The sequence below is a fragment of the Pseudomonas sp. AC239 genome, assembly GCF_979258545.1.
This window is the reverse complement of sequence record NZ_OZ409864.1, coordinates 4,772,168-4,794,008: the sequence shown is the minus strand read 5'-3', so window position 1 is coordinate 4,794,008 and position 21,841 is coordinate 4,772,168. Positions and strand designations below refer to the sequence as shown.

The window sequence follows — 21,841 nt, the reverse complement described above, 5'->3', positions numbered from 1 at the left end:
ACCGGACTGGCAAAGGGCTACCGAACTTTTGTCACAAAAGCTTCATTACCGAAGACAGACTGACTGATTTACACGATCGACCGTGGGAGCGAGCCTGCTCGCGAAAGCGCTGCGTCAGGCAATGAGGATGTTGGATGTGCCGCCGCCTTCGCGAGCAGGCTCGCTCCCACAGGGTGGACTGCGGTTGCACGGGTGCGTGACATTCGCATGACATTCACAGGGTTAAATCCCGGCCCGTTCAGGCGTATAACCTTCACAAGACTTTCAATCGGCACGCCGACTCAACACAGGGTAGTGACATGACCACAGCAAATATCCTTGGCAACCTGTTCCCTTCTGTCAGCGACATCCCGGAAAAATACCGCCTCGACGCTCAGGTCGAGCAGCGTGAATATCTGGTCGATGGCCAATTGCGCCGCTGGGACGGCCCACTCGCCACCGTGCGCAGCCCGGTTTATCTGAAAGGCGAAAACGGTGAAGATCAGGTGATCCTCGGCAGCACGCCGCTGCTGGATGCCGACACCGCCCTCACCGCCCTCGACGCTGCCGTTCGCGCTTACGACCGCGGGCAGGGCCTGTGGCCGACCATGCGCGTGGCCGAGCGCATCCAGCATGTCGAAGCGTTTCTCGGCCGTATGCGCGAGCAGCGCGAAGCCGTGGTCAAGCTGCTGATGTGGGAGATCGGCAAAAACCTCAAGGACTCGGAAAAAGAGTTCGATCGCACCTGCGATTACATCGTCGACACCATCAATGCCCTGAAAGAACTCGACCGCCGCTCCAGCCGTTTCGAACTTGAACAGGACACCCTCGGCCAGATCCGCCGCGTACCGCTCGGCGTCGCGTTGTGCATGGGGCCTTACAACTATCCGCTGAACGAAACCTTCACCACGCTGATTCCGGCGCTGATCATGGGCAACACCGTGGTGTTCAAACCGGCCAAGCTCGGCGTGCTGCTGATCCGTCCGTTACTTGAAGCCTTCCGCGACAGCTTCCCCAGCGGTGTGATCAATGTCATCTACGGCAGTGGCCGAGAGACTGTCAGTGCACTGATGGCCAGCGGCAAGATCGACATCTTCGCCTTCATCGGCACCAACAAGGCCGCCAGCGACCTGAAGAAACTGCACCCGAAACCACACCGTTTGCGCGCCGCTCTCGGTCTGGATGCAAAGAACCCCGGCATCGTTCTACCCGAAGTCGATCTCGACAATGCCGTCAGCGAAGCGGTCACGGGCTCTCTGTCGTTCAACGGCCAGCGTTGCACCGCGCTGAAAATTCTCTTCGTGCATGAAGACGTGGTCGACAGTTTCATCGAAAAATTCAACGCCAAACTGGCCACACTCAAACCGGGCATGCCGTGGGACAGCGGCGTGGCGCTGACGCCGCTGCCGGAGTCGGGCAAGGTCGATTATCTGCACGGCCTGGTCGCTGACGCGCAAAGCAAAGGCGCGCAAGTGGTCAACCCGAATGGTGGTGAATCCCACGCCTCGTTCTTCTACCCCGCAGTGCTGTATCCGGTGAACCCGCAGATGCGCGTTTATCAGGAAGAACAGTTCGGCCCGGTCGTGCCCATCGTGCCGTACCGCCACCTCGACACCGTGATCGATTACGTACTGGAATCCGACTTCGGCCAGCAGTTGAGCATCTTCGGCACCAACCCCGTGGCGGTCGGTCGCCTGGTCGACACCTTTGCCAATCAGGTCGGGCGGATCAACCTCAACGCCCAGTGCCAGCGCGGCCCGGACACGTATCCGTTCAACGGTCGCAAGAACTCCGCCGAAGGTACGCTGTCGGTACACGATGCATTGCGGGTGTTTTCGATCCGCACGCTGGTCGCGACCAAGTTCCAGAAAAGCAACAAGGATCTGATCAGCGAAATCATTCGCGGACGTGATTCGAGTTTCCTGACCACTGATTACATTTTCTGACGAGGACCTTGCACTGAGTACGTTCAGCACCCACCGATGGCCACCGCTGTTGCGCCGTATCCTGCGTCCGTTACTGGACCCGTACCGGCGCTATCGTCACGCCCGCCTGATCCATTCCGTGCGGGTGGCATTGGGGTTGCTGGCGACGATTCTGCTGACCACTGGCATCAACCTGCCCCACGGTGAGTGGGCGTCGGTGACGATGCTGGTGGTGATCGGTGGGTTGCAGCACCACGGCAACATCGGCAAAAAAGCCGCCGAGCGCGCCATCGGCACCCTGATCGGCGCGGGGGTCGGATTGGCGTTGGTGGCACAACACGCCTGGCTGGGCCTGCCGTGGCTGACCTATTTTTCCATGGCCGTGGTGTGTGGGTTTTTCTCGTATCACGCGATCGGCAAGGGCGGCTACACCGCCCTGCTCTCGGCGATCACTGTGTTCATCGTCGCTGGGCATGGCGACAATCCGATCACCGATGGTCTATGGCGCGGCGTCGACATCCTGATCGGCATCGCCCTCGCCCTGGCTTTCTCCTTTGCTTTGCCGCTGTACGCGGTGTACTCGTGGCGCTACAACCTCGCCGACGCCTTGCGCGATTGCGCCACGGTGTACGGGCGCATCATCAACGGTGAAGCAGTCAGCGCCGACGAACACGTACGGCTGATGAGCAAGGTGGGTGCGGTGATGGTGCAGTTGCGCTCGCTGATGCCCTCGGTGTCCAAGGAAGTGAAAATCTCCATGACCGAACTCGACGCGATTCAGCGCAACCTGCGCATGTGCATCAGCACGCTGGAAATTCTCGGCAATATCCGCCCCAACCTCAGCGATCCACAGGCCTCGGCACATCTGCAAACGGCGCTGAAGGCTGAGCACCGGCAGATTCGTGTGCAGCTGATCGGCATGGCCCGCGCGTTGAAAACCGGCGCTTCGCAGCGGCTGGATCGGCCGATGGAGCTGCCAGCAGCGGACCTTGATGCGCCGGTCGCCAATACGCTTGACGGCTACCGGATGCTGACCCGACAACTGGCGGCCAATATCAGCGAGATGCGCCAGCGTCTGGCAACCACTGCGCCGCGCTGGAACATCTGAGCGTTACTGCGCCGCCAGCCGCCGGGTTTTCCAGCCCCAACCTTGTTGCATGCCGGCGGCGGCCAGCAGGATCGCTGCGACGCCTATCCATTGCAGCAATTCGAGGCGATGGCCGAAGGCGAACCAGTCAACGAAGATCGCCGCAATCGGATAGATAAAGGACAGCGCGCCGGTCAATGCCGTCGGCAATTTCTGAATCGCACCGTACAGCAAAACGTACATCAGACCGGTGTGCACAATCCCGAGAGTCAGCAGACTGGCCCAGGCTTCGACGCCTTGCGGCAACGCATCGAAATGCGCGAACGGCGCGAGCAACAACACACCTGTGCAGACTTGAATCAGCGCGATCAGATGTGGCGGCGTGCCGGTCAGGCGCTTGATGATCAGTGCCGCGATCGCATACAGAAACGCCGCGCCCAACGCCAGGGCAATCCCCATCAAGTAATCGTTACCCTCCTCGCTTTGCGTGCCATGGGCGCTGACGATCGCCAGCATGCCCATGAACGAAATCGCCAGCCAGAACAGCTTCTGCAGGGTAATTTTCTCGCCGAGAAACAGTGCCGCCAGACCGACCAGCATGAATGGCTGCACGTTATAGACTGCGGTGCCGATGGCAATCGAGGCGCGGGAATAGGACGCGAACAGCAGCACCCAATTGCCGACAATCGCCCCACCACTGAGCACGGCGAGAAGAAACGTAGTGCGGGTGAGAATCCCTGGGCGCAGGAAGCCAAACCCGGCGCAGATCAACAGCAACGTGCCGGCGCCGAACACGCAGCGCCAGAACACAACGTCCAGCACCGGTTGCCCGGACACCAGCACAAACCAGCCGATCGTCCCGGATATCAGCATGGCGGCGGTCATTTCCAGCGAGCCGCGGCGAATTGGGTTGTCCATTATTGTTCTCCTGAGGCTGTGAGCGAAGCGTGGCAAAAGTATGCCAAGCGCGCCTCGGGCTGCTCCAGCGCATAAAGCAGGCTAAACTTGGTTTTCGCCTTTTTTATTGAGGGTGATTTGCGCACTTTGCCTAATTCGGAGTTTGCCTGTGACTGACGATATCGATCAGATCCTCATCAGCGCGCTGATGGAAGACTCGCGGCGCTCGCTCAAAGCGCTGGCGCAGATCAGTGGCTTGTCATCGCCCAGCGTGGCCGAGCGGTTGCGGCGCCTGGAGGAACGTGGCGTGCTCAAGGGTTACACGGTGGAGATCGATCCGAAGTGCTTCGGCTATCAGTTGCAGGCGATCGTTCGCGTACGGCCGCTGCCAGGGCAACTGCAGGAGGTTGAGCGGCAGATCATGTCGATTCCGGAGTTCACCGAGTGCGACAAGGTCACCGGTGACGACTGCTTTATCGCCCGCCTGCACGTGCGCTCGATGGAACAACTCGATACCCTGCTCGACCGACTGAATACGTTGGCTGAAACCAACACCGCGATCGTCAAGAAGACCCCGGTGAAACGGCGGCTACCACCGATGGCGTAGATGTCTTTTGTCATTGATCGGCGTAGATTGTGGTTTTTGCGGCTAAGGAATGGCGGTATGAAAATTCAGGCAATGCTGCTGGCGGCCCTGCTGATCGGCGGTTGTGGCACGATTCAGACGGTGGCGCGTAGTGATCAGGCTGCCGTGAACGGCCTCAAGGAGCAAAAAAGCTATTGCGGCGCGGTACCAAGAATCTACAGCGGCCTCGCCTATGATTTCTGCACGCTGAACGCACCGCTGGCCTCAGGCATCGATCCCGACGATCACCGCAACGCGGCGATCCCTGGGGTGCTGGTGGACGCCGTAGTGTCCGGCGCGCTCGACACCTTGCTCCTGCCCTACACAATCTACCGTCAGCAAGTGGATGGCAGCATCGTCATCAACTGAGCAGCCACTTTTCTGCAGACGATAAAAAACCCGCCGAAGCGGGTTTTTTATTGCAGCTGCTTTGATCAGTCGTCGCGGCTCATGATGCCGAACAGTTGCAGCAGGCTGACGAACAGGTTGTAGATCGATACATACAGGCTGATGGTCGCCATGATGTAGTTGCGCTCGCCGCCGTGGATGATCGCGCTGGTCTGGAACAGAATGCACACCGACGAGAACAGCACGAAGCCGGCGCTGATCGCCAGTTGCAGGCCGCTGATCTGGAAGAAGAAGCTCGCCAGCGTAGCGCCCAGCAGGACAAAGAAACCGGCAGTGATGAAGCCACCGAGGAAGCTCATGTCCTTGCGGGTGATCAGCACGTAGGCCGACAGACCACCGAACACCAGCGCGGTCATGGCGAATGCCGAGCTGACCACTTCAGCGCCGCCCTGCATGCCCAGGTAACGATTGAGGATCGGGCCGAGCAGGAAACCCATGAAACCGGTCAACGCGAAGGCGGAAACCAGGCCCCACGCGGAATCACGGAGTTTGTTGGTGAGGAAGAACAGCCCGTAGAAGCCGATCAGCACCACGAAAATGTTCGGGTAGCCGACACGCATCTGCTGGGCTACGAAGGCCATCACACCGCTGAATGCGAGCGTCAGGGCCAAGAGACCATAAGTGTTGCGCAGGACGCGGCTAACCTCTAGCTGCTCAGCCTGCACGCTGTTATTAACTGCGTAATCCTGTTCGCGCATGGCGACACTCCTGTTGGTTTGAAACGTTCAGTCGCAAAGATCATAACAGACGCTCTGTAACAAGCCATGCAGAGAGTTTGACAGTGTGTTTCATTCAGGTATTATGGCGCCCGCAACGCAAACGGAGGTGTGGCCGAGTGGTTTAAGGCAACGGTCTTGAAAACCGTCGACTGTAACAGGTCCATGAGTTCGAATCCCATCGCCTCCGCCATCTTATATACGACAAAGCCCTGATTATTCAGGGCTTTGTCGTTTCTGCGAGACATGTTTACACAGCAGCGTTTGCGCATCTATTGAGTCATTTCTCAGCAGTGCCTCGTACACCTGAGGCGCTGCTGTCCAGATAGCCAATACGTACTCGCTCAACCAAGCGACTCAAAGACAGCCTCCGCACGCTGTTGCACCGGCGCCTGAGGTCTGAACATTTGCTGCCAGGCGAGCTGCGCCTGGACCCTGGCCACCGAATCCAGCACTTTCTGCGCCCAGCGATCATCCTCGGGATGCACCACGACCACCCGGAAGCCATGATCCTTGCCCTCAATCTGCACGCCCTCCGAATCATCGACATGCAAGTCGATATCGAACGCTGGCGGATACTTGGAAGGCGCATTCGACATCCCATGCGCCGTCAGCGCACGGTTGTGCAGCACGCTGTTGACCACGCCGTCGACGCGGATACCGTACAGCGCCAACCAGCGCCTGATATAGGACGGCGTGCGTCCGGATGAGGTGTAGACCCAGACACTGCAATCCTGGCGACGCAGCTCTCGGATCAGCGATCGTGTGCCCATCCGCAACGGCTCACCCAACCAGCGATGAATACAGGCCGGTAGTCGACTGTTCTCGACTGCGCAGTGGTGGAGCTGGCAAGCGAGCGTGTCATCGATATCGAACGAAATTCGTATGCGTTGACGTTCGAACAACTGCGGCAAAGCGCAGCGGATAGCCTGCCCTGCCCGGCTGCCGAAGGTTTTCAATCTGGCAAATGCTGGAGCCCAGCTCATCGCTGGCCACCCTGAGAGACAGGCAAAGGCTTGCCTTTGAGAAAAAACTTCATTGGATCGGGCGCCTGTTCTTCTAAGAATGCTGCATATTTTTTCTTGATCTTGGGCAATTCGTACAACGCCTTTACGCCATGCTTGGCGGAGTTGCGGATGACCGAGGACGGGTTGAAATAACCCTCGGCGTTTTCCAGCGTCAACACGAATGGAGGCAGCCCTGCCCGCATGAGCAAGTAGCTGACAATCAGCGAGCCACTGCGGTTATTGCCTTCGATAAACAGCTGCGGCTTGCTCAGAATACGCACATAGACACCCGCTGCACGCTTCCAGACTGACTCACTGCGATACGCGCAATACCAGTTGTACAAGTCCTTGATGCCGCCCTCGACGTTGTTGAAGAAATGCGCCTCGGTGGCGGACAGATGCTGAGCGTATTCCAGCCGGCGCGCCGGATCCCGGCCACAAAGCACTGTGGCATTGATCTCCAGCATCAGGTTCAGTTGCTGCAGATCGAACAGGTCGACGCCGCGGGCAACATACTCGTCAACCAACGCATAGCCTTCAAGCACATTGTGCAGCACTTCATCAGTCAACGGGTCTCGGGGCTCGGTGAAGTGCCGGCTGAGCTCGGCGAAACGGCTCTGCACTTCCCGCAGTGCACGTTCAATCGCAGGCAAATCAAGACGATGCTTGGCAGGCATTGGAGCTCCTTGGAAACGCTTGGTAAATGTCCACCGGTGCCCGCCAAATCCATTTGGCTTGTGCAGATAGGCGGCCGTGACCGGTGCTGTGAATTAGCTGAACTTGCCGCTGATGTAATCGCCGGTCATCTGTTCACGCGGGTTGTCGAAGATCTGCGCCGTCGGGCCCATCTCGACTAGATAACCGGTGCGTGTGCCCTGGGAAATATCCACTGAGAAAAACGCCGTGGTGTCAGCAACACGGATGGCTTGCTGCATGTTGTGGGTCACCAGTGCGATGGTGTAGTCCTTCTTCAACTCGACCATCAATTCTTCGACGCGCCTAGTGGCGATCGGGTCCAGTGCCGAACAAGGCTCATCCAGCAGCAGGACTTCCGGCTCAGTGGCGATCGCCCGGGCGATACACAGGCGTTGTTGCTGGCCACCGGAGAGCGACAGGCCGCTGACCTTGAGCTTGTCCTTGACTTCGTCCCACAGCGCGGCGCCTTGCAGCGCATGCTTGACGCGGTCGCCGATATCGCCCTTGTAGCGGTTGAGGCGAAGACCAAACGCCACGTTGTCGAAGATGCTCATCGAGAACGGGTTGGGTTGTTGAAACACCATGCCGATGTAGCGACGTACGACCACCGGATCGACGCCCTTGCCGTAGACGTCCTGCCCGAGGAAATGCACATGGCCCTCGAAACGGAATCCCTTCACCAGATCGTTCATTCGGTTGAGACTGCGCAGCACGGTGCTTTTGCCGCAGCCTGAGGGACCGATGAATCCGGTGATCTTGTTTTTTTCGATGGGCACGTGGCTGTCACGTACTGCCATGAAGTTGCCGTAGAAAATCTTGTCCAGTTTGCAGTCCATGACTACAGGCGCCTGGGTGACAAACGGAGCGGCAATTTGCGCAGTGGATACGTTCAAAATCAGATGCTCCCGTTCTTAATACTTGGGCTTGCCGAAAATACGGCTGATGATGTTCACGAACAGCACGATCATCACCAGCACCAACGAGGCCGCCCATGCGAGCTCGAGCTGGTTATCGAAAGGCATGCCGGAGAAGTTGTAGATCAGCACCGCCAGCGAGGCAGTCGGGTTCATGACATCGAGATTGCCCTGGTGGTAGATCCAGTAGTTGCTGAACAGCGCGGTGAACAACAGCGGTGCCGTCTCGCCTGCGGCACGCGCCACGGCGAGCATCACACCAGTCAGGATCGCCGGCATGCCGGTCGGCAAGATGATTTTCCAGATGACCTGCGAGCGAGTGCAGCCCATGCCATAAGCAGCATCTTTCATGATCTTGGGCACCATCCGCATCGATTCTTCGGCGGTCAGCACCACGATAGGCAGCATCAGGACGGCGAGCGCCACGCCACCTGCCGGTGCCGAATACGTGCCGGTGGTCATCACTACCAAGGCGTAGGCAAATACACCTGCCAGGATTGATGGCAGGCCCGTAAGCATCTTGGCGGCAAAACGCGCGGCGTTGCCCAGCTTGCTATCCGGCCCCAGTTCAGCCAGAAAAATGGCCGCCATGATTCCGACCGGCACCGCGATTGCTGCCGCGATACCGACCATCACAAAGGTACCCGCCATCGCGTTGCCGAAACCGCCGCCCATCTCGAAGCCGGTCGGCGGCAGTTCGGTGAAGACTTCCAGGTTCAGACGCGCGCCACCACGAGTGATCAGCATGTAGAGCACGGAAATCAGCGGTACGCTGGCGAGCAAAGCACCTGCCCAGACCAGGGTGGTCAGGATCAGGCTACGCAGCGCGCGGCCTTCGAACCTGCGTTGCAAACTGGGCATCGCACCGGTTGGCGCCGTCAGGTCTGTTGCTGCGGTCAGATCAGTCATCACTTGTTACCCCGTTGGGCGTACATCATGATCATCGAGCCGAAAATGTTCACGATCAGCGTAATCAACATCAGCACGAGCGCGGCATACATCAACACCTCGATCTCGTTTGGTCCGGCTTCGGGGAAGTTCAGCGCCAGCAGAGCGGCAAGCGTGTTGGCCGGTGCAAACAGCGAGAGGGAAATGTTGTTGGCATTGCCGACCAGCATGGCCAGCGCCATCGTTTCACCCAGCGCGCGGCCCAGGCCCAGCACCAGAGAGCCGAAAATGCCGGTGGCGGCCGAAGGCACCATCACTTTGAGAATCGCTTCCCAATGGGTAGTGCCCATGCCGTACGCGGCCTGTTTGGTTTTCATCGGCACAGCCGTAAGCGCGTCCTGCGACACGGCGGCAATGGTCGGAAGAATCATGATCGCGAGCACCAGCGCTGCGGGCAGCAGGCCCGGACCGCTCAGGGACGTGCCGAAAAAGGGTATCCAGCCCAGCTCGCTGTTCAACCAGGTCGTCAGCGGCCGAATCGCCGGAATCACCACATAGATCCCCCACAGGCCATAGACCACGCTGGGAATGGCCGCGAGCAGTTCGACGATGGTGCGAAACAGCGCAGCGAGCTTGGTTGGCAGGAAATCCTGGGTCAGGAAAATCGCCATGCTCACGCCAAAAACACCGGCGATCAGCAACGCGATGAAGGCGCTGTAAAGCGTGCCCCAGATGGCTGGCAGGATGCCGTATTTGCCTTGGTTGACGTCCCACACGCTGCCCAGAAGCACATCGAAGCCGTGCTTTTCCATACCGGGAAGTGCCTTGCGTCCGACTTCGAACACCAGTGCAAATACCAGCGCCAGAATCAGTACCACACCGATGCGTGCGAGCGCGCGGAAGGTGCGATCAACCAGAAAATCCTTCGTCGAGGGTGGCTGGCAGGCAGAGTCGGGATTAACCGGTACGACAAAAGGTTTGTTCATGGGCTAAGTCCGGAACAGGGGGAAAACTCTCCCGGCGTGGCGCAGACGCACACGCCGAGAGAGACCTCACGGCGTTACTGAATGTTGGCGGACGCTTTGCGAACCTGTTCGACGACCGATTGCGGCAACGGGATGTAACCCATCGAATCGGCAATCTTCTGCCCCTCGGTCAGGCTGTATTCGACCATTTCACGCATGGCTTTGGCCTTGGCCGGGTTGCCATTGTCCTTGCGGAAAATCATCCAGGTATAAGAGGTGATCGGGTAGGACTTGGCACCGTCCGGATCAGGCAGCCAGGCCACCAGGTTTTCCGGCATCTTCACCGCCGCCAGGGCCTCGGCACCGCTTTCGGCGTTTGGCACGACGTAATTGCCTGCCTTGTTCTGCAATTGGGCAAAGTCGACCTTGGCCAGCTTGGCGAAGCCATATTCGATGTAACCAATCGCTCCAGGGGTCTGGCGCACGGTCGCCGTTACGCCATCGTTTTTCGGCGATTTGATGAACTTGTCACTGGCCGGCCAGTTGACGGTGTTGCCCTCACCCAACGCCTGCTTGAACTCGGCGTTGACGGTTGCCAGGTGCTTGGTGAATACCGCAGTCGTACCGCTGGAATCTGCACGCACGACAACGGTGATTGGCGTATCGGAGAGTTTCAGGTCCGGGTTGGCTGCGACGATCTGCGGATCGTTCCAGCGCGTGATCTTGCCCAGGAAAATGTTGGAGTAGACGTCGCGTGGCAGCTTCAGACCCTTGGGATTGCCCGGCAGGTTATAGGCCAGCACGATTTCCCCGGCGGTCATTGGCAGCAACTGCACGCCTTCGGCGACCTTGGCGATATCTTCGTCTTTCATTGCCGAGTCACTGGCAGCGAAATCTACGGTTTTGTTCAAGAAGTCCTGTACGCCCGCGCCACTGCCCTTGGATTGGTAATCGACAGTGACGCCATCGGATTTCTTGCTGAAATCCTTGAACCAGGTCAGGTAGATCGGCGCCGGGAAACTTGCTCCGGACCCCGTCAGGCGAACATTTTCTGCTGCAAAGGAGGCCGAGGTGGCACAAAGAGATACCGCAATGGCGAGCGCAGCAGACTTCATCAAACTTTTCATTAAATGACACCTAGTGATTACGGGCTCCCGAACTCTGCAGCAGTTTTGTGACGATTTCATGAAAGCAAAGTGGCAAGCGTTACCCTCATGGTCCGCAGCAGCGCATATGTATGTCGGCTTCCGGGTTTCGAAAAATCGAATCTTCCTGTGCGGCGCTTGTCCCTACTCCCTGATCCCGAGCAGTCACGTGCCAGGTTCACATTGCAAAAACGCTACTTTTCCCCAGCCTTTATGGCCCTTAACCGGAAATGGCGTTAGCATTTCACCCATTGGGCTGAACAAGCCTGTTTTTCAGATCAGGGTCGCATTGTGGAAAAGCTAAAACGCCTTCAAAGCGGGATCGAAGGGCTCGACGCGCTGCTTCAGGGGGGCTTTGTCGCCGGCGCTTCGTACATCATTCAAGGCCGCCCGGGTTCCGGCAAAACCATCCTTGCCAACCAGCTCGGTTTTCACCATGCCCGTAACGGCGGTCGTGTACTGGTCGCCACGTTGCTGGCCGAGTCGCACGACCGGCTGTTCCAGTTCCTGTCGACGATGAGTTTTTTTGATTCATCGCGAGTGGGAGCCGAAATTCAATTTGTCAGCGCATTCGATACGCTGGAAAACGAAGGCCTCGATGAAGTCGTGAAGCTGCTGCGACGCGAAATCACTCGGCAGAAGGCGACCGTCATGGTCGTCGACGGCCTGCTCAATGCACGCTCCAAAGCCGACTCGCCGATCGACACGAAAAAATTCATCTCCGAGCTGCAAGGCCACGCAGCCTTCGCCGGTTGCACCGTGCTGTTTCTCACCAGCTCACGCCTGGATGACGGCAGCCCGGAACACACGATGGTCGACGGCGTCATCGAAATGGGCGAAGAGCTTTTCGGTACCCGTTCGGTACGCCGCATTCATTTGCGCAAGACTCGCGGCAGCGGCGCGTTGACCGGTCTTCACGAATGCGAAATCACCGATAACGGCCTGGTCGTCTACCCGCGCCTCGAAAGTCTCTACAAGCGCCCTTCCGCCCCTGACAGCGCGGACATGACGCGCATTCCAAGCGGCATTGCGTCGCTCGACGAGATCTTCGGTGGCGGCTTGCACAGCTCCAGCGTCACGCTGGTCATGGGGCCTTCCGGCATCGGCAAAACCACGCTGGGCCTGAAGTTTCTGGCGCAATCTACGGCCGAAGCGCCTGGCCTGCATTTCGGTTTCTATGAAAGCCCGCAGCGCCTGCGCCTGAAAGGCCGTTCGCTGGGCATCGATATTGAACACATGGAACACAGCGGCGCATTGAGCATTGCCTGGCAGCCCACCACCGAGGGTTTGCTCGACGGCCTCGGCGCACGCCTGCTGAGCCTGGTCGATGAGAAAGGCATCAAGCGCCTGTTCATCGATAGCCTGAGCGGCATGACACGGGTGTCAACCACCCCGGAACGCATCACCGACTTTTTCAGTGCATTGATGAACGAACTGCGTTCCAGAGGCGTGACGGTGTTCGCCTCCTGGGAAATGCGCGATTTGTTCGGCTCCGAGGTCAGCGCACCGAACTCTGACCTGTCCAGTATTGTCGACAACCTGATACTCATGCGTTTCTTTGAGAATCACGCTGAACTTCGCAGGACGCTTTCCATTCTTAAGGTACGTGATAGCTCCTACAACCCGTCGCGGTTCGAGGTGGTTGTCCGTGATCAAGATGTGTTCCTGGAAAAGGCTTTGAAAAATGAACCTTCAGTCGCAGCTGAGTCATTGCCTGGTTCAATTTCGTAAGTCTTCAAGCGGGTTGAAATAACATGACCACCATCCTGGTAGTCGACGACGAGTATCTGATTGCTGACATTCTTGGCTTTGCGCTTGAGGATGAGGGCTTCATGACAGTGACCGCCAGCAACGGCAAGAAAGCGCTCGAGGTGCTGGAAAGAGAACGTCCGGCGCTGGTCATCACCGACTTCATGATGCCGATCATGGACGGCCTCGAATTCGCCGAAGCCGTGCGTGCCCAGCCGTCCGTCAAACACTTGCCAATCATCCTCATGAGTGGCGCGCAAGCGCACATCGGCATGCAGCGCTCGGATCTGTTTGATGTGGTGGTGCCCAAGCCGTTTGATATTGCGGTGATTGTGGCTGAGGTAAAGAGGCTGTTGGGCTCATAGATACTCAACAACGAAGGCAATGTCGGCATTTGCATCGCCCGGCTTCATTTGCGCGTTGGAAGGTTCAATGCGCACGAAGCGTGCTTGTAAGGTTATAGATTCATTCCCGCCTTGCTCTGTGGGCGCTTTCCTTATGTACTTCTGATTCAGCTTGAGCTGCGTTCTGTCACCGAAGCGCATCTGCAATGCCAACCCTTTTGCAGTGGAATTACTGTTCAGGTTTACCACGCCCGTATTGGCGTCCCACACAGGGCTGCCCGCAGTGGGCGAAAAGGAGAACCTGAAGTTATTGATTCCAGGAGGACAGTTTTTCAAACCAAGGTAGAAGAGATGATCCTTGCCATAGGCACCGTTCTGGAAAAAATCGCTCAGGGTATAGCTACCCATATCCACTTTTACATCGGGGGTTTCGCAAGACCGTGAGACGACCCGCGTGCCGGTTACATTAAGTGCCAAAGGCTCGATCTCAGCAGCCACAAATTTGCCCAGTTGGCCTGAGTTTATCGTCGTACCACCGGTTAGATTACCCGTCTTAATCAGGCGCAACATGTGCTGGCTGCTGTTCCATCCCCAATTGCCAGCAACGTCACTATCCCCAGGGAAGCCTTTCCATATTTTTCCCGATGGCGGTCGAACCCATTGCCAGCCGATCCCGGTATTTCCAAGAGGCAAAGTTTGCGCGCCTGCTTGGGTGACACCCCTGGAATTGCGCACACCTTCATTGTGCACCGCAGAGCACTTGAACGAACTGGGGATAGTACCCAGGGTCACGATCGGGCTTTCATAGATAACCGAGCCGATGGGTGTATCCTGCGGCACCGAGATCGTGGCCGGAAGGGTTATATAGAGGTTGCCCATGGAATGGTTGGGATAAAACTCGCAAACCGCCGCCGTTGCGTTTAACGATAGCGAATACAAGAGCCCGACAATTAAAATATGGAGAAACTTCATAACACTCTCTCTGTAGCTGCCTTGTTAGCAAACAACTGAATGATGGGGCGTCTGCGCGAATATCTTCGACAGGAGAACTACCGCGAACGGGACAGGACGATAATGAAAAATACACGCTTGCGCAAAACTTTTAATTATTCAACAACAAGACAATTCTCATGGCTTTATATGAGCAATTAAATAACAAACTTAACTTACACGCTTCAGCATCGCGCGCCGTGAGGCATATCGAATTTAAGACTCGTCTTAAAGGCCCAGCGGACTCAGATCATTACACTGACTGCTCTTGATAGGAGAACCGATTCCGTGAGAGCACTCGATACCCTCAACAGCCCGCCCCCCCAGAGCAACGCCGCCATCTACTGCCTGACCATTCTTGCGCTGGCACTGATCGCCATGACTGTGGTCGCCGGCTACCAACTCAATGAACTGTTTCCACTGAAGGCTGTGGTGCAACAACAGGAGGTCCAACTCACCCAACGCGCCGATGCAATCCAGTCGATGAGCGCAGAACTGAAGCGCCTGGCGGAACAGAAACAGGTTTTGGAAACCGACCTGCTTAGCGCAAAGGAACAGGCGAAGGCCGCTGAGCACGCAAAAACCGAACTCGAAAACAATCGACAGGCAGCCCTGACCAGCGCGGTGTTAGAGGATGAAGATTCACTGTGCGCGATCATCGAGCAAAACATCCGACTTGTCGCGGACCAACTCAATCGCGACGATTTCTTCCGCCTGCGTGATGAGCGCGAAGCTGAAGCCGAAGCGGTACTTGAAAGCTATGAAAAACAACTCGCCAGCTGCATTGAGCAGTTGACAGCACAAACCGCATCGCCAGCACAAACTGACTCTGCACCCCATGCGCAGGACTTTGCTGCGCCGATCGAGCGCTGATCAAAAAGCCCTGGTAGCCAGGGCTTTACGTTTACTGATTAAAGTTTGAATTCCTTGGTCAATTTGTTCAGCGACGCCGCCAATTGCGACAGCTCCGCCGATGCGACTGCGGTCTGTTTCGATCCCTCTGCGGTTTCACACGAAAGGTCGCGAATGCTGATCAGGCTGCGATCCACTTCACGCGCAACCTGAGCCTGCTCTTCTGCAGCGGTTGCCATCAGCAGGTTTCGCTCGTTGATGAGATTCAGTGAGCCAGTAATGTCGGTCAGCACTTCGCCGGCAATATTGGCCATTTCCAGCGTTCTTTCAGCCTGCGACCGCGTGTGGCTCATTGAAGACACCGCCCGGCTGGTGCCCGACTGAATGGAGCTGACCATCGATTCAATGTCCTCGGTCGATTTCTGCGTACGCTGGGCCAGCCCTCTGACTTCGTCCGCAACCACCGCAAAGCCTCTGCCCGCCTCCCCCGCCCGCGCCGCTTCGATCGCCGCGTTCAAGGCAAGCAGATTGGTTTGTTCGGCAACCTCTCGGATAACGTCCAGCACGCTGCTGATATCGCTCGCCATGGTCGATAGCGCCTGCACCTCAGCCGAGGTGCTGTGCACGCTGGACACCATCAGGTTGATTGCGGCGACCGTGTCGCTGACCTGACTTCGACCGGCAATGGCTGCCGCACTTGATTCCGACGTCAGCTGCGAGGTCGATGCGGCGTTGTCTGCAACCTGCTCCACCGCTGCACTCATTTCAGTGACGGCGGTGGCGGCCATTTCGATTTCATGGCTCTGACGCTGAGTGATACGCGAGATATCTTCAGTGACGCCGTGCATGACCTCCGAGGTCTCGGCCAACTGCGTGGACGAATCACGGATCATGATCAAGGCATCTCGCAGACTGGTTTGCATCGCCGCCAATGACGACAGCATTTGCGCCGCCTCATCGGAGCCATCCAGCGCAATGGTTTCGCTCAGATCATTGGCGGCGATGCATTCGGCCACCCTTAGCGAGCCTGCAATGGGTACCGTCAGGCTGCGGGTATACAACACGGCCAGAGCCAACGAAGCACCGATGGCAATGATAATGAACACACTGACAATCAACAGCGTGTGTTCGTAGACATTGTCGGCCTGCTTGCCGGCTTCGTAAGCTTCGATCTCGTTGAGTGCAATCAGCTTCTTGAGCGCGACTTGTACGCCATCCGAGGCAACACGCATCTGATTCTTGGACAGCGCGATGGCCGCCTCGAGCTGCCCGCTCGCCACTGTTTCAAGGTACTGGTCCTGCGCCAGATCGTTGACCTTTTGCGCTTTGGCAAACTCCTCGAACGCCTCGCGTCTAGCGTCAGTGGCCAGCAGCTCAATGAGCGCTGTCTGATGTTTCTTGATGAGCTGACGGGACTGCTGAATATCCATCAGGGCCTGCGCCTTGCGCTCGGGCGTTTCGATGGGATTGCGCAAGCGGGCGTTGTTGCCCTTGATCTCGACGAATTCACGATCCAGTTGGCCGAGCAGTTTGATACTCGGCACGATCGTCGTCTCGACGTACGTTTCTGCCTTGTTGAGCAAGTCGACTTGCTGCAGGGCGATCAATCCGATCGCGATAATCATGAGACAGAACAAGCCAAAACACAGCGCCGAACGCGGCGCGAGATTGAGTTTACGAAGCAGCATGATGCCTTACCTTAGAGTGTATTCAAGACAATGGGGCAAACGAGTGGGCAGCAAAGCAGGCGCGCGGGAAGATGCCGCAGCTAGCGGTTGGCACACGAGGAAAGCGATGGGTCGGTTGAGGCCGGCTCCGCAATTTCCTTGAGCGCCGGGTCGGCCAGCATCAGAAAATCTGCCAGTCGCGGCAGATCGATTTTCGACACCAGGCGCATCCAGCGCTGCGGATGCGGGTTGAAGAAGGTCTTCGACCACTGGTGATCATCGTCGGGATTGAAGATCAGCAAATGACGAATCAGCGGGTTTTCCCCGAAAAAGTCGAGCGGATCCATCGCCATTTCGCTGAGCAACTGAGCATTGACGACGACCAGGCTCAACCGTTGAGGGCAGTAATACGTCAGGACTCTCAGGTCACGATAGGTACACACGTTCAATACGCAGAGACAGCCCAGCTTGTTGAACTGCTGTTCGATCGACTGGCCTCTGCGCACATCGCTGTCAGCGATCAGGATCCGCAAGGATCGACTGCGGTTATTTTCAAGAAACATCGGACACCTTTGGCAGCTCCATTCTTCCTTTCAAGAAAATAGCCAAGGGCGCGTCTGGCTGAAATGAGACTTGTCTCAAAATGACGGCAAGGATCGCCGAACGAAAAGCCACACCTGGACGACAGTCCATGGCAGCGACGCATGGTCTGGTTCAGAGAGTGTTGAAGGGGGGATTTTGCAACGCAGGGGAGTGGCGGCAAGCCTGAAGCGCGGGACGGTTCTGCACGAACCAGACAATTCTCATTAGTGACGCCCCTTTTTGTCAGTAACCTTGAAACAAGGGGCGCAGATTCATTCTTTCCAAGCCATCAAGGCAGCGTCATCGTCACGACGTAGTTACCGGTCGTTATCTGGTGGCCCTTGTTGTCCGTCAGCAGCAGACGCTGGTCGTAGTATTTTTGCTGTTCATGGGTATCGGCAATCATTTTCACGAACACTTGCTGGCGCGGCTGACCACGCCCTGCCGCACTGACGTTTTTTACCGTGAAAATCTGCCCGGTGCTTGCCTGCGGGCAGTCAAGCAGATCGACAGAAAAATGGCTGCTGCCACTTGCTATGCAACTCGTCTCGACAATCTGTCCGCTGAAGCGAATCACTCCGCTGACCGGCGCAGACTGGGCTGCGCTGACGGTGTCGACACCGAGCAGGCAAAGGCAGGCAATCAATAAAGGACGTCGAATGATCATCGCGAAACTCCATGGTTATTAACCAAGGTATCGCCCGTGGCGAAATGATCTTTAACGCCCCCTTCAATGCGCGGCCAGTTTCAGGGTCATGAGCCGAGCCGCTTACAGCTCGACCCTTTTGATTTTCTTGATCAGATCAGCCTGTGCATGTTCCAGCTTCGCTGCGCTGCGATTGAGATCCAGAGCATCGATGACCGGCGCTTCGCATTCGGCCTCAAGCTCGTTACACGCCTCGATGACCTGATGTTCGGCAACAATGCGCGCCGCCCCCTTGATCCGGTGTGCCAGATCAGCCAACAGCCCGGGATCGCTTTCGGGTATCAGCGAATGCAACTCCTCCAGATCCTTTTCGCAACTCGACAGCGCCTCACGCAGGAGTTCTTTCATCATATCGAGGTCGCCGCCGGTGAGTTCGTTCAGGCGCTCACGAATCGATCCCAGCTCCTTGCTACTCGCCGCAGGCAGGCTTTCGACCGGCTCGGTTTCGAGGTTCTTTTCCCAGCCTGCAAGCAGGGTCGACAACGTGCTGAGGCTGATCGGCTTGAACAGACAATCATCCATGCCAGCCTCTCGGCACTTCACTTTTTCTTCCGGCTGCGCGTTGGCGGTAAAGCCCAGCAGGACACATGGCGTCGCACCGCTTTCGCGTTCGTCGTGGCGAATGGTGCGGGCCAGTTCATAGCCGTTCATCACCGGCATGTTGCAGTCCGTGATGACAATGTCGAACGGCTCCGACCGCCACAATGCCAATGCCTGGGCGCCATCAGCGGCATCACGCACCGCTTGGCCAAGGAAACTCAGCTGCTGCGTGAGCAGCAGGCGGTTGGCGCTCTGGTCATCGACCACGAGAATCCTGAGTGTCGGCACCGGCTTGTCCTGAATAACCGAAACAGGCAGCACCTTGCCGCCGAGCGGGCTGAGGATATTGAAGAACAGCGACACTTCCAGGCAGGTGCCTTTGCCCAGCGTACTGGTGATGTTCAGCCGCCCGCCCATCAACTCGCACAACGAACGTGAGATGGCCAGCCCCAGACCGGTGCCGCCCCTGTTGGACGGACCATGGTTGGCTTGGGAGAACGGCTGAAACAGGTTCTGCAGATCCGCGCTGGAAATGCCGATGCCGGTGTCCTCGACCTTGAGGTCGACCTGCAGGCGTTCGTCAGCGAGGCGTTGACCACGAATCGAGACGCTGACATGACCGGTGTCGGTAAACTTGATCGCGTTACCCACCAGGTTCGAGAGCACCTGCTGGAAGCGCATCGGATCAACCAACACGTCACAGCCGACATTGGCGTCGATGTCGAGCTTCAACACCAGACTCTTCTGCCTGGCCAAGCCGTCGAACACCCGCGCTACCGATTCGACCAGTTCGCGCAGGTTGGCACGCTTGGGCGAAAGGCTGACATGGCCGGACTCGATGCGAACCACATCGAGAATATCGCCGATCAGTTCCAGCAGGCCTTTTGCCGAGTCATACGCCACCTCAATCGCCGGCCGATCGAAGTGTCCCTGCTCGGCACGCTTGAGGGTAAGTTCGAGCATGCCGATCACGGCACTCATCGGCGTACGGATCTCGTGGCTCATGGTCGCCAGGAACGTGGTTTTGGCGCGGCTCGACTCGTCAGCGAGCTCTTTCGCCGCACGCAACTCCTCGATCAGTTCACGGCGTTCGCTGATATCGATCCAGCCGCAGATCACGCCTCTGACTTCACCGGCGGTGTCGTGATAAGGCTGGATCCAGTGGTAAATGATCAGCCGCGTATCACCGACATGCAGCGTGCGATCCACCTCGTAAGGTTCGTCCTGCTCGATGACGCGCAGGTAGTCGTCGTGAAATTGCAACGCCTCCTGGCGATTGCGCTTGCCGCTTTCGAGCACGGTCTTGCCGATCACATCCTTTTCTATCAGGCCAAATGTCTGCAGATAGTTGTTATTGCAGGTGACGAGTCGACCTTCCCGATCACGAACGTAAATGGGGTGCGGCGTGCCGTTGATCAACGCGCCCATGAACTTCAACTGATCGCCGAGCAAGCGCTCTGCCCGACTGCGTTCACGGATCTGCCGGCGGATGTAGAAATTCCATGCGACCGACCCGAGGATGATCAGGAACGCGGCAGCGCTGATCTGGTAGATCAGCGCCTTGTAATCGCGCCACGACAATCCGGAAAATGCTGCAATGGGACGCCACCGATTGAGGATCACGTCCAGCTCATCCGGCGGAATGCTCAGCAGTGCCTTGTTCAGAATGCTGACCAGTTCGGTATCGGCACGCCGCGCGGCGAAGGCGAGGAAGCCTTTGTTCATGCCGACGATGTTGGAGATGCGCAAGCTGTCGCTGTAGATGTGCGCGATGTAGTAACGCGCACTGTGCAGCGTGGTAATCATCGCGTCCGCACGTCCATTCTTCACGTCGGCCAGCGCACCCAGGACTGTTTCGTTGTCGACGATCTCGATGTCGGGATAGTCCTTGAGCAGCTCACGCTCCGCCGAGCTTTCGGGAACCGCGACTCGCTTGCCGCGCAATTCCTGCAGGCTTGAAGGCGCGCCCGGGTCCTTGGCGGTGACGATCACAAATGGGCTGGCGAGGAACGGATGAGTGAAACGCATGCCGACTTCCCGCGAGACGGTTGGCGTCAGCAGCGAGATATCGGCACTGCCATCCAGCAGACGCGTACTCAGGCTGGAAAAACTGTCAGTGCGTTCTACGTTGATCTGCAAACCGGTACGCCGTTGAATCAGCTCCAGCAGATCAGCACCGATCCCGCCAAAATTGCCATCGCCATCAAAGAACGCAAACGGCGCCTGATCGTCATTGATGACGAAGCGCGCGACCGGATGCAGCTCAAGCCAGCGGGCTTCGCCGGGTGTCAGGTCAATGCGTTTGGGCGTCAGCGCCCCGCCGCCGCCGGACCAGCGCTTGGTGATCTCCGCAATCTTCGCATCACCCAGCGACTCGAGGGTCGAGTCGATCAGACGCAGCAATTGGTCGTTGCCCCGGCGCAAGGCAAAGCTGAAACCGCTGGTTTGGGTTTTGACGAAAGAGTGCAAGCGCACATAGTTGAAGTAGTTGAGGTTGATCAGGTAATTGCTCGACACCGTATCGCCGAGAAACAGGTCGACCTTGCCAAAAGCCAGCGCAGCCAGTGCCAACTCGTTGGATGGAAAAAGCACGAATTCGGCGTTGGGGTATAACGCGTGTAATTGACTGGAAGGCAGGTAATCGTCGGCAACCGCAATACGCAAACCGGCCAGATTGGCCGGCATCGGTCGCCGATCATCGCCGCGCATGAACATCGCCGGCACGTCGTCGACATAAGGTTTGCTCAGCGTGACGAGGCCATCGATCAATTCGAAACTGTTGGAGCTGCCCAACAAGTCAATGTCACCGCGTTCGAGTGCGGCCATTGCGTCACGCCTGTCGGGGTAGGCCTTGACGGTAATTTCAACGTGCAGGGCCTGACCGATGATGCAGGCGATATCGGCGGCAATTCCCTCATAGCGCATACCGCTGGCGGTCATGACATAAGGCGGGAAATCCGGGAGCGCCGAGCCCAATACCAGGCTGCGCTTCTGCCGCAACCAACTCCAGTCTTCATTGGCGAGATCGACTTGCAGCTCCTTGCAGTCCGATCGACCGAACACCTGCAGAGTGCGCGGCTCTGCTGCCCACAACGACCCGCTACCGAACACGAAAAGCACATTGACTAGCAAAACACCGCGCAACAGATGAAACATAAG

20 protein-coding genes and 1 tRNA gene are annotated in these 21,841 nt (G+C 57.6%); 8 read left to right on the top strand and 13 right to left on the bottom strand.

The features are described from left to right. Window positions 1-299: 299 nt before the first annotated feature. Both ACZ0AZ_RS21945 and ACZ0AZ_RS21940 read left to right on the top strand, forming a co-directional pair. A complete protein-coding gene (locus ACZ0AZ_RS21945; RefSeq protein ID WP_463538123.1) occupies window positions 300-1,925 on the top strand; it encodes an NADP-dependent glyceraldehyde-3-phosphate dehydrogenase in 1,626 nt (541 codons plus the stop codon). A 46-nt stretch (window positions 1,926-1,971) separates the two neighbouring features. Next, window positions 1,972-3,012, top strand: a complete 1,041-nt coding sequence (locus ACZ0AZ_RS21940) for an FUSC family protein (RefSeq protein ID WP_129998648.1) — start codon at window positions 1,972-1,974, stop codon at window positions 3,010-3,012. A gap of 3 nt (window positions 3,013-3,015) precedes the next feature. Here ACZ0AZ_RS21940 and ACZ0AZ_RS21935 read toward each other — a convergent pair whose 3' ends face one another. Then, entirely contained in the window at window positions 3,016-3,909 is an 894-nt protein-coding gene (locus ACZ0AZ_RS21935) for a DMT family transporter (RefSeq protein ID WP_463538122.1), read from the bottom strand. Window positions 3,910-4,057: 148 nt separating this feature from the next. Between ACZ0AZ_RS21935 and ACZ0AZ_RS21930 the strand changes: the two genes are divergently transcribed. Together ACZ0AZ_RS21930 and ACZ0AZ_RS21925 are read left to right on the top strand one after the other, a co-directional pair. Next, a complete protein-coding gene (locus ACZ0AZ_RS21930; RefSeq protein WP_056785725.1) occupies window positions 4,058-4,495 on the top strand; it encodes an Lrp/AsnC family transcriptional regulator in 438 nt (145 codons plus the stop codon). 57 nt (window positions 4,496-4,552) lie between these two features. Next, window positions 4,553-4,882 carry a YceK/YidQ family lipoprotein gene (locus tag ACZ0AZ_RS21925; protein ID WP_463570682.1) on the top strand — a complete coding sequence of 110 codons (330 nt, stop codon included), beginning with the start codon at window positions 4,553-4,555 and terminating at the stop codon, window positions 4,880-4,882. A 65-nt stretch (window positions 4,883-4,947) separates the two neighbouring features. Here the strand turns inward: ACZ0AZ_RS21925 and ACZ0AZ_RS21920 are convergent, their stop codons facing one another. Then, on the bottom strand, window positions 4,948-5,619 hold the full coding sequence (locus tag ACZ0AZ_RS21920; RefSeq protein ID WP_008006561.1) for a Bax inhibitor-1/YccA family protein: 672 nt from the start codon (window positions 5,617-5,619) through the stop codon (window positions 4,948-4,950). Window positions 5,620-5,742: 123 nt separating this feature from the next. Here ACZ0AZ_RS21920 and ACZ0AZ_RS21915 point away from each other — a divergent pair. After that, window positions 5,743-5,830, top strand: a tRNA-Ser gene (locus ACZ0AZ_RS21915). Window positions 5,831-5,981: 151 nt separating this feature from the next. Here the strand turns inward: ACZ0AZ_RS21915 and ACZ0AZ_RS21910 are convergent. The 6 genes from ACZ0AZ_RS21910 to pstS all read right to left on the bottom strand — a co-directional run bounded on the left by ACZ0AZ_RS21910 (window position 5,982) and on the right by pstS (window position 11,234). Next, window positions 5,982-6,623 carry a hypothetical protein gene (locus ACZ0AZ_RS21910; RefSeq protein ID WP_039760363.1) on the bottom strand — a complete coding sequence of 214 codons (642 nt, stop codon included), beginning with the start codon at window positions 6,621-6,623 and terminating at the stop codon, window positions 5,982-5,984. Then, entirely contained in the window at window positions 6,620-7,321 is a 702-nt protein-coding gene (locus ACZ0AZ_RS21905; RefSeq protein ID WP_463538121.1) for a hypothetical protein, read from the bottom strand. Before ACZ0AZ_RS21905 ends, ACZ0AZ_RS21910 begins: the two co-directional genes overlap by 4 nt. Window positions 7,322-7,414: 93 nt before the next feature. Further along, the gene (gene pstB, locus ACZ0AZ_RS21900; RefSeq protein WP_016774591.1) at window positions 7,415-8,176 is read right to left on the bottom strand and encodes a phosphate ABC transporter ATP-binding protein PstB; all 762 of its coding nucleotides are present in this window, start codon (window positions 8,174-8,176) and stop codon (window positions 7,415-7,417) included. Between the two features lie 75 nt (window positions 8,177-8,251). After that, window positions 8,252-9,163, bottom strand: a complete 912-nt coding sequence (pstA, locus tag ACZ0AZ_RS21895; protein WP_016774590.1) for a phosphate ABC transporter permease PstA — start codon at window positions 9,161-9,163, stop codon at window positions 8,252-8,254. After that, window positions 9,163-10,128, bottom strand: coding sequence for a phosphate ABC transporter permease subunit PstC (gene pstC / locus ACZ0AZ_RS21890; protein WP_024012838.1), 966 nt, complete (start codon window positions 10,126-10,128; stop codon window positions 9,163-9,165). The genes pstA and pstC overlap by 1 nt, the downstream gene beginning before the upstream one ends. Window positions 10,129-10,202: 74 nt before the next feature. After that, window positions 10,203-11,234: a phosphate ABC transporter substrate-binding protein PstS gene (pstS, locus tag ACZ0AZ_RS21885; RefSeq protein ID WP_051600442.1), complete on the bottom strand. Its 1,032-nt coding sequence runs from the start codon at window positions 11,232-11,234 to the stop codon at window positions 10,203-10,205. Window positions 11,235-11,543: 309 nt separating this feature from the next. Between pstS and ACZ0AZ_RS21880 the strand changes: the two genes are divergently transcribed. Both ACZ0AZ_RS21880 and ACZ0AZ_RS21875 read left to right on the top strand, forming a co-directional pair. After that, window positions 11,544-12,983, top strand: a complete 1,440-nt coding sequence (locus ACZ0AZ_RS21880) for an ATPase domain-containing protein (RefSeq protein ID WP_415764018.1) — start codon at window positions 11,544-11,546, stop codon at window positions 12,981-12,983. 23 nt (window positions 12,984-13,006) lie between these two features. Beyond that, window positions 13,007-13,366, top strand: coding sequence for a response regulator (locus ACZ0AZ_RS21875; protein ID WP_122507244.1), 360 nt, complete (start codon window positions 13,007-13,009; stop codon window positions 13,364-13,366). On the opposite strand, the gene ACZ0AZ_RS21870 is transcribed toward ACZ0AZ_RS21875, so the two are convergent. Next, the gene (locus ACZ0AZ_RS21870) at window positions 13,361-14,317 is read right to left on the bottom strand and encodes a fimbrial protein (protein ID WP_217878075.1); all 957 of its coding nucleotides are present in this window, start codon (window positions 14,315-14,317) and stop codon (window positions 13,361-13,363) included. The two genes, ACZ0AZ_RS21875 and ACZ0AZ_RS21870, sit on opposite strands and share 6 nt — an antisense overlap. 306 nt (window positions 14,318-14,623) lie before the next feature. Here ACZ0AZ_RS21870 and ACZ0AZ_RS21865 point away from each other — a divergent pair, with 306 nt between their 5' ends. Next, window positions 14,624-15,208: a hypothetical protein gene (locus ACZ0AZ_RS21865; protein WP_463572241.1), complete on the top strand. Its 585-nt coding sequence runs from the start codon at window positions 14,624-14,626 to the stop codon at window positions 15,206-15,208. 38 nt (window positions 15,209-15,246) lie between these two features. Here the strand turns inward: ACZ0AZ_RS21865 and ACZ0AZ_RS21860 are convergent, their stop codons facing one another. From ACZ0AZ_RS21860 to ACZ0AZ_RS21845, 4 genes are all read right to left on the bottom strand, one after another. Further along, complete coding sequence (locus ACZ0AZ_RS21860) at window positions 15,247-16,875, bottom strand: methyl-accepting chemotaxis protein (protein WP_463570686.1); 1,629 nt, start codon at window positions 16,873-16,875, stop codon at window positions 15,247-15,249. A gap of 80 nt (window positions 16,876-16,955) precedes the next feature. Then, entirely contained in the window at window positions 16,956-17,417 is a 462-nt protein-coding gene (locus ACZ0AZ_RS21855; RefSeq protein WP_129998639.1) for a hypothetical protein, read from the bottom strand. A 308-nt stretch (window positions 17,418-17,725) separates the two neighbouring features. After that, the gene (locus ACZ0AZ_RS21850; protein WP_463538119.1) at window positions 17,726-18,103 is read right to left on the bottom strand and encodes a type 1 fimbrial protein; all 378 of its coding nucleotides are present in this window, start codon (window positions 18,101-18,103) and stop codon (window positions 17,726-17,728) included. A 102-nt stretch (window positions 18,104-18,205) separates the two neighbouring features. Next, a complete protein-coding gene (locus ACZ0AZ_RS21845; protein ID WP_463538118.1) occupies window positions 18,206-21,838 on the bottom strand; it encodes a transporter substrate-binding domain-containing protein in 3,633 nt (1,210 codons plus the stop codon). Window positions 21,839-21,841: the final 3 nt, after the last annotated feature.

Coding starts and splice junctions, on each gene's coding strand:
- ACZ0AZ_RS21870 (WP_217878075.1), bottom strand. CDS start 14,317: ATGAAGTTTCTCCATATTTTAATTGTCGGGCTCTTGTATTCGCTATCG.
- ACZ0AZ_RS21925 (WP_463570682.1), top strand. CDS start 4,553: ATGAAAATTCAGGCAATGCTGCTGGCGGCCCTGCTGATCGGCGGTTGT.
- pstB (WP_016774591.1), bottom strand. CDS start 8,176: ATGGACTGCAAACTGGACAAGATTTTCTACGGCAACTTCATGGCAGTA.
- ACZ0AZ_RS21860 (WP_463570686.1), bottom strand. CDS start 16,875: ATGCTGCTTCGTAAACTCAATCTCGCGCCGCGTTCGGCGCTGTGTTTT.
- ACZ0AZ_RS21905 (WP_463538121.1), bottom strand. CDS start 7,321: ATGCCTGCCAAGCATCGTCTTGATTTGCCTGCGATTGAACGTGCACTG.
- pstA (WP_016774590.1), bottom strand. CDS start 9,163: ATGACTGATCTGACCGCAGCAACAGACCTGACGGCGCCAACCGGTGCG.
- ACZ0AZ_RS21855 (WP_129998639.1), bottom strand. CDS start 17,417: ATGTTTCTTGAAAATAACCGCAGTCGATCCTTGCGGATCCTGATCGCT.
- pstC (WP_024012838.1), bottom strand. CDS start 10,128: ATGAACAAACCTTTTGTCGTACCGGTTAATCCCGACTCTGCCTGCCAG.
- ACZ0AZ_RS21845 (WP_463538118.1), bottom strand. CDS start 21,838: ATGTTTCATCTGTTGCGCGGTGTTTTGCTAGTCAATGTGCTTTTCGTG.
- ACZ0AZ_RS21920 (WP_008006561.1), bottom strand. CDS start 5,619: ATGCGCGAACAGGATTACGCAGTTAATAACAGCGTGCAGGCTGAGCAG.
- ACZ0AZ_RS21935 (WP_463538122.1), bottom strand. CDS start 3,909: ATGGACAACCCAATTCGCCGCGGCTCGCTGGAAATGACCGCCGCCATG.
- ACZ0AZ_RS21875 (WP_122507244.1), top strand. CDS start 13,007: ATGACCACCATCCTGGTAGTCGACGACGAGTATCTGATTGCTGACATT.
- pstS (WP_051600442.1), bottom strand. CDS start 11,234: ATGAAAAGTTTGATGAAGTCTGCTGCGCTCGCCATTGCGGTATCTCTT.
- ACZ0AZ_RS21910 (WP_039760363.1), bottom strand. CDS start 6,623: ATGAGCTGGGCTCCAGCATTTGCCAGATTGAAAACCTTCGGCAGCCGG.
- ACZ0AZ_RS21945 (WP_463538123.1), top strand. CDS start 300: ATGACCACAGCAAATATCCTTGGCAACCTGTTCCCTTCTGTCAGCGAC.
- ACZ0AZ_RS21850 (WP_463538119.1), bottom strand. CDS start 18,103: ATGATCATTCGACGTCCTTTATTGATTGCCTGCCTTTGCCTGCTCGGT.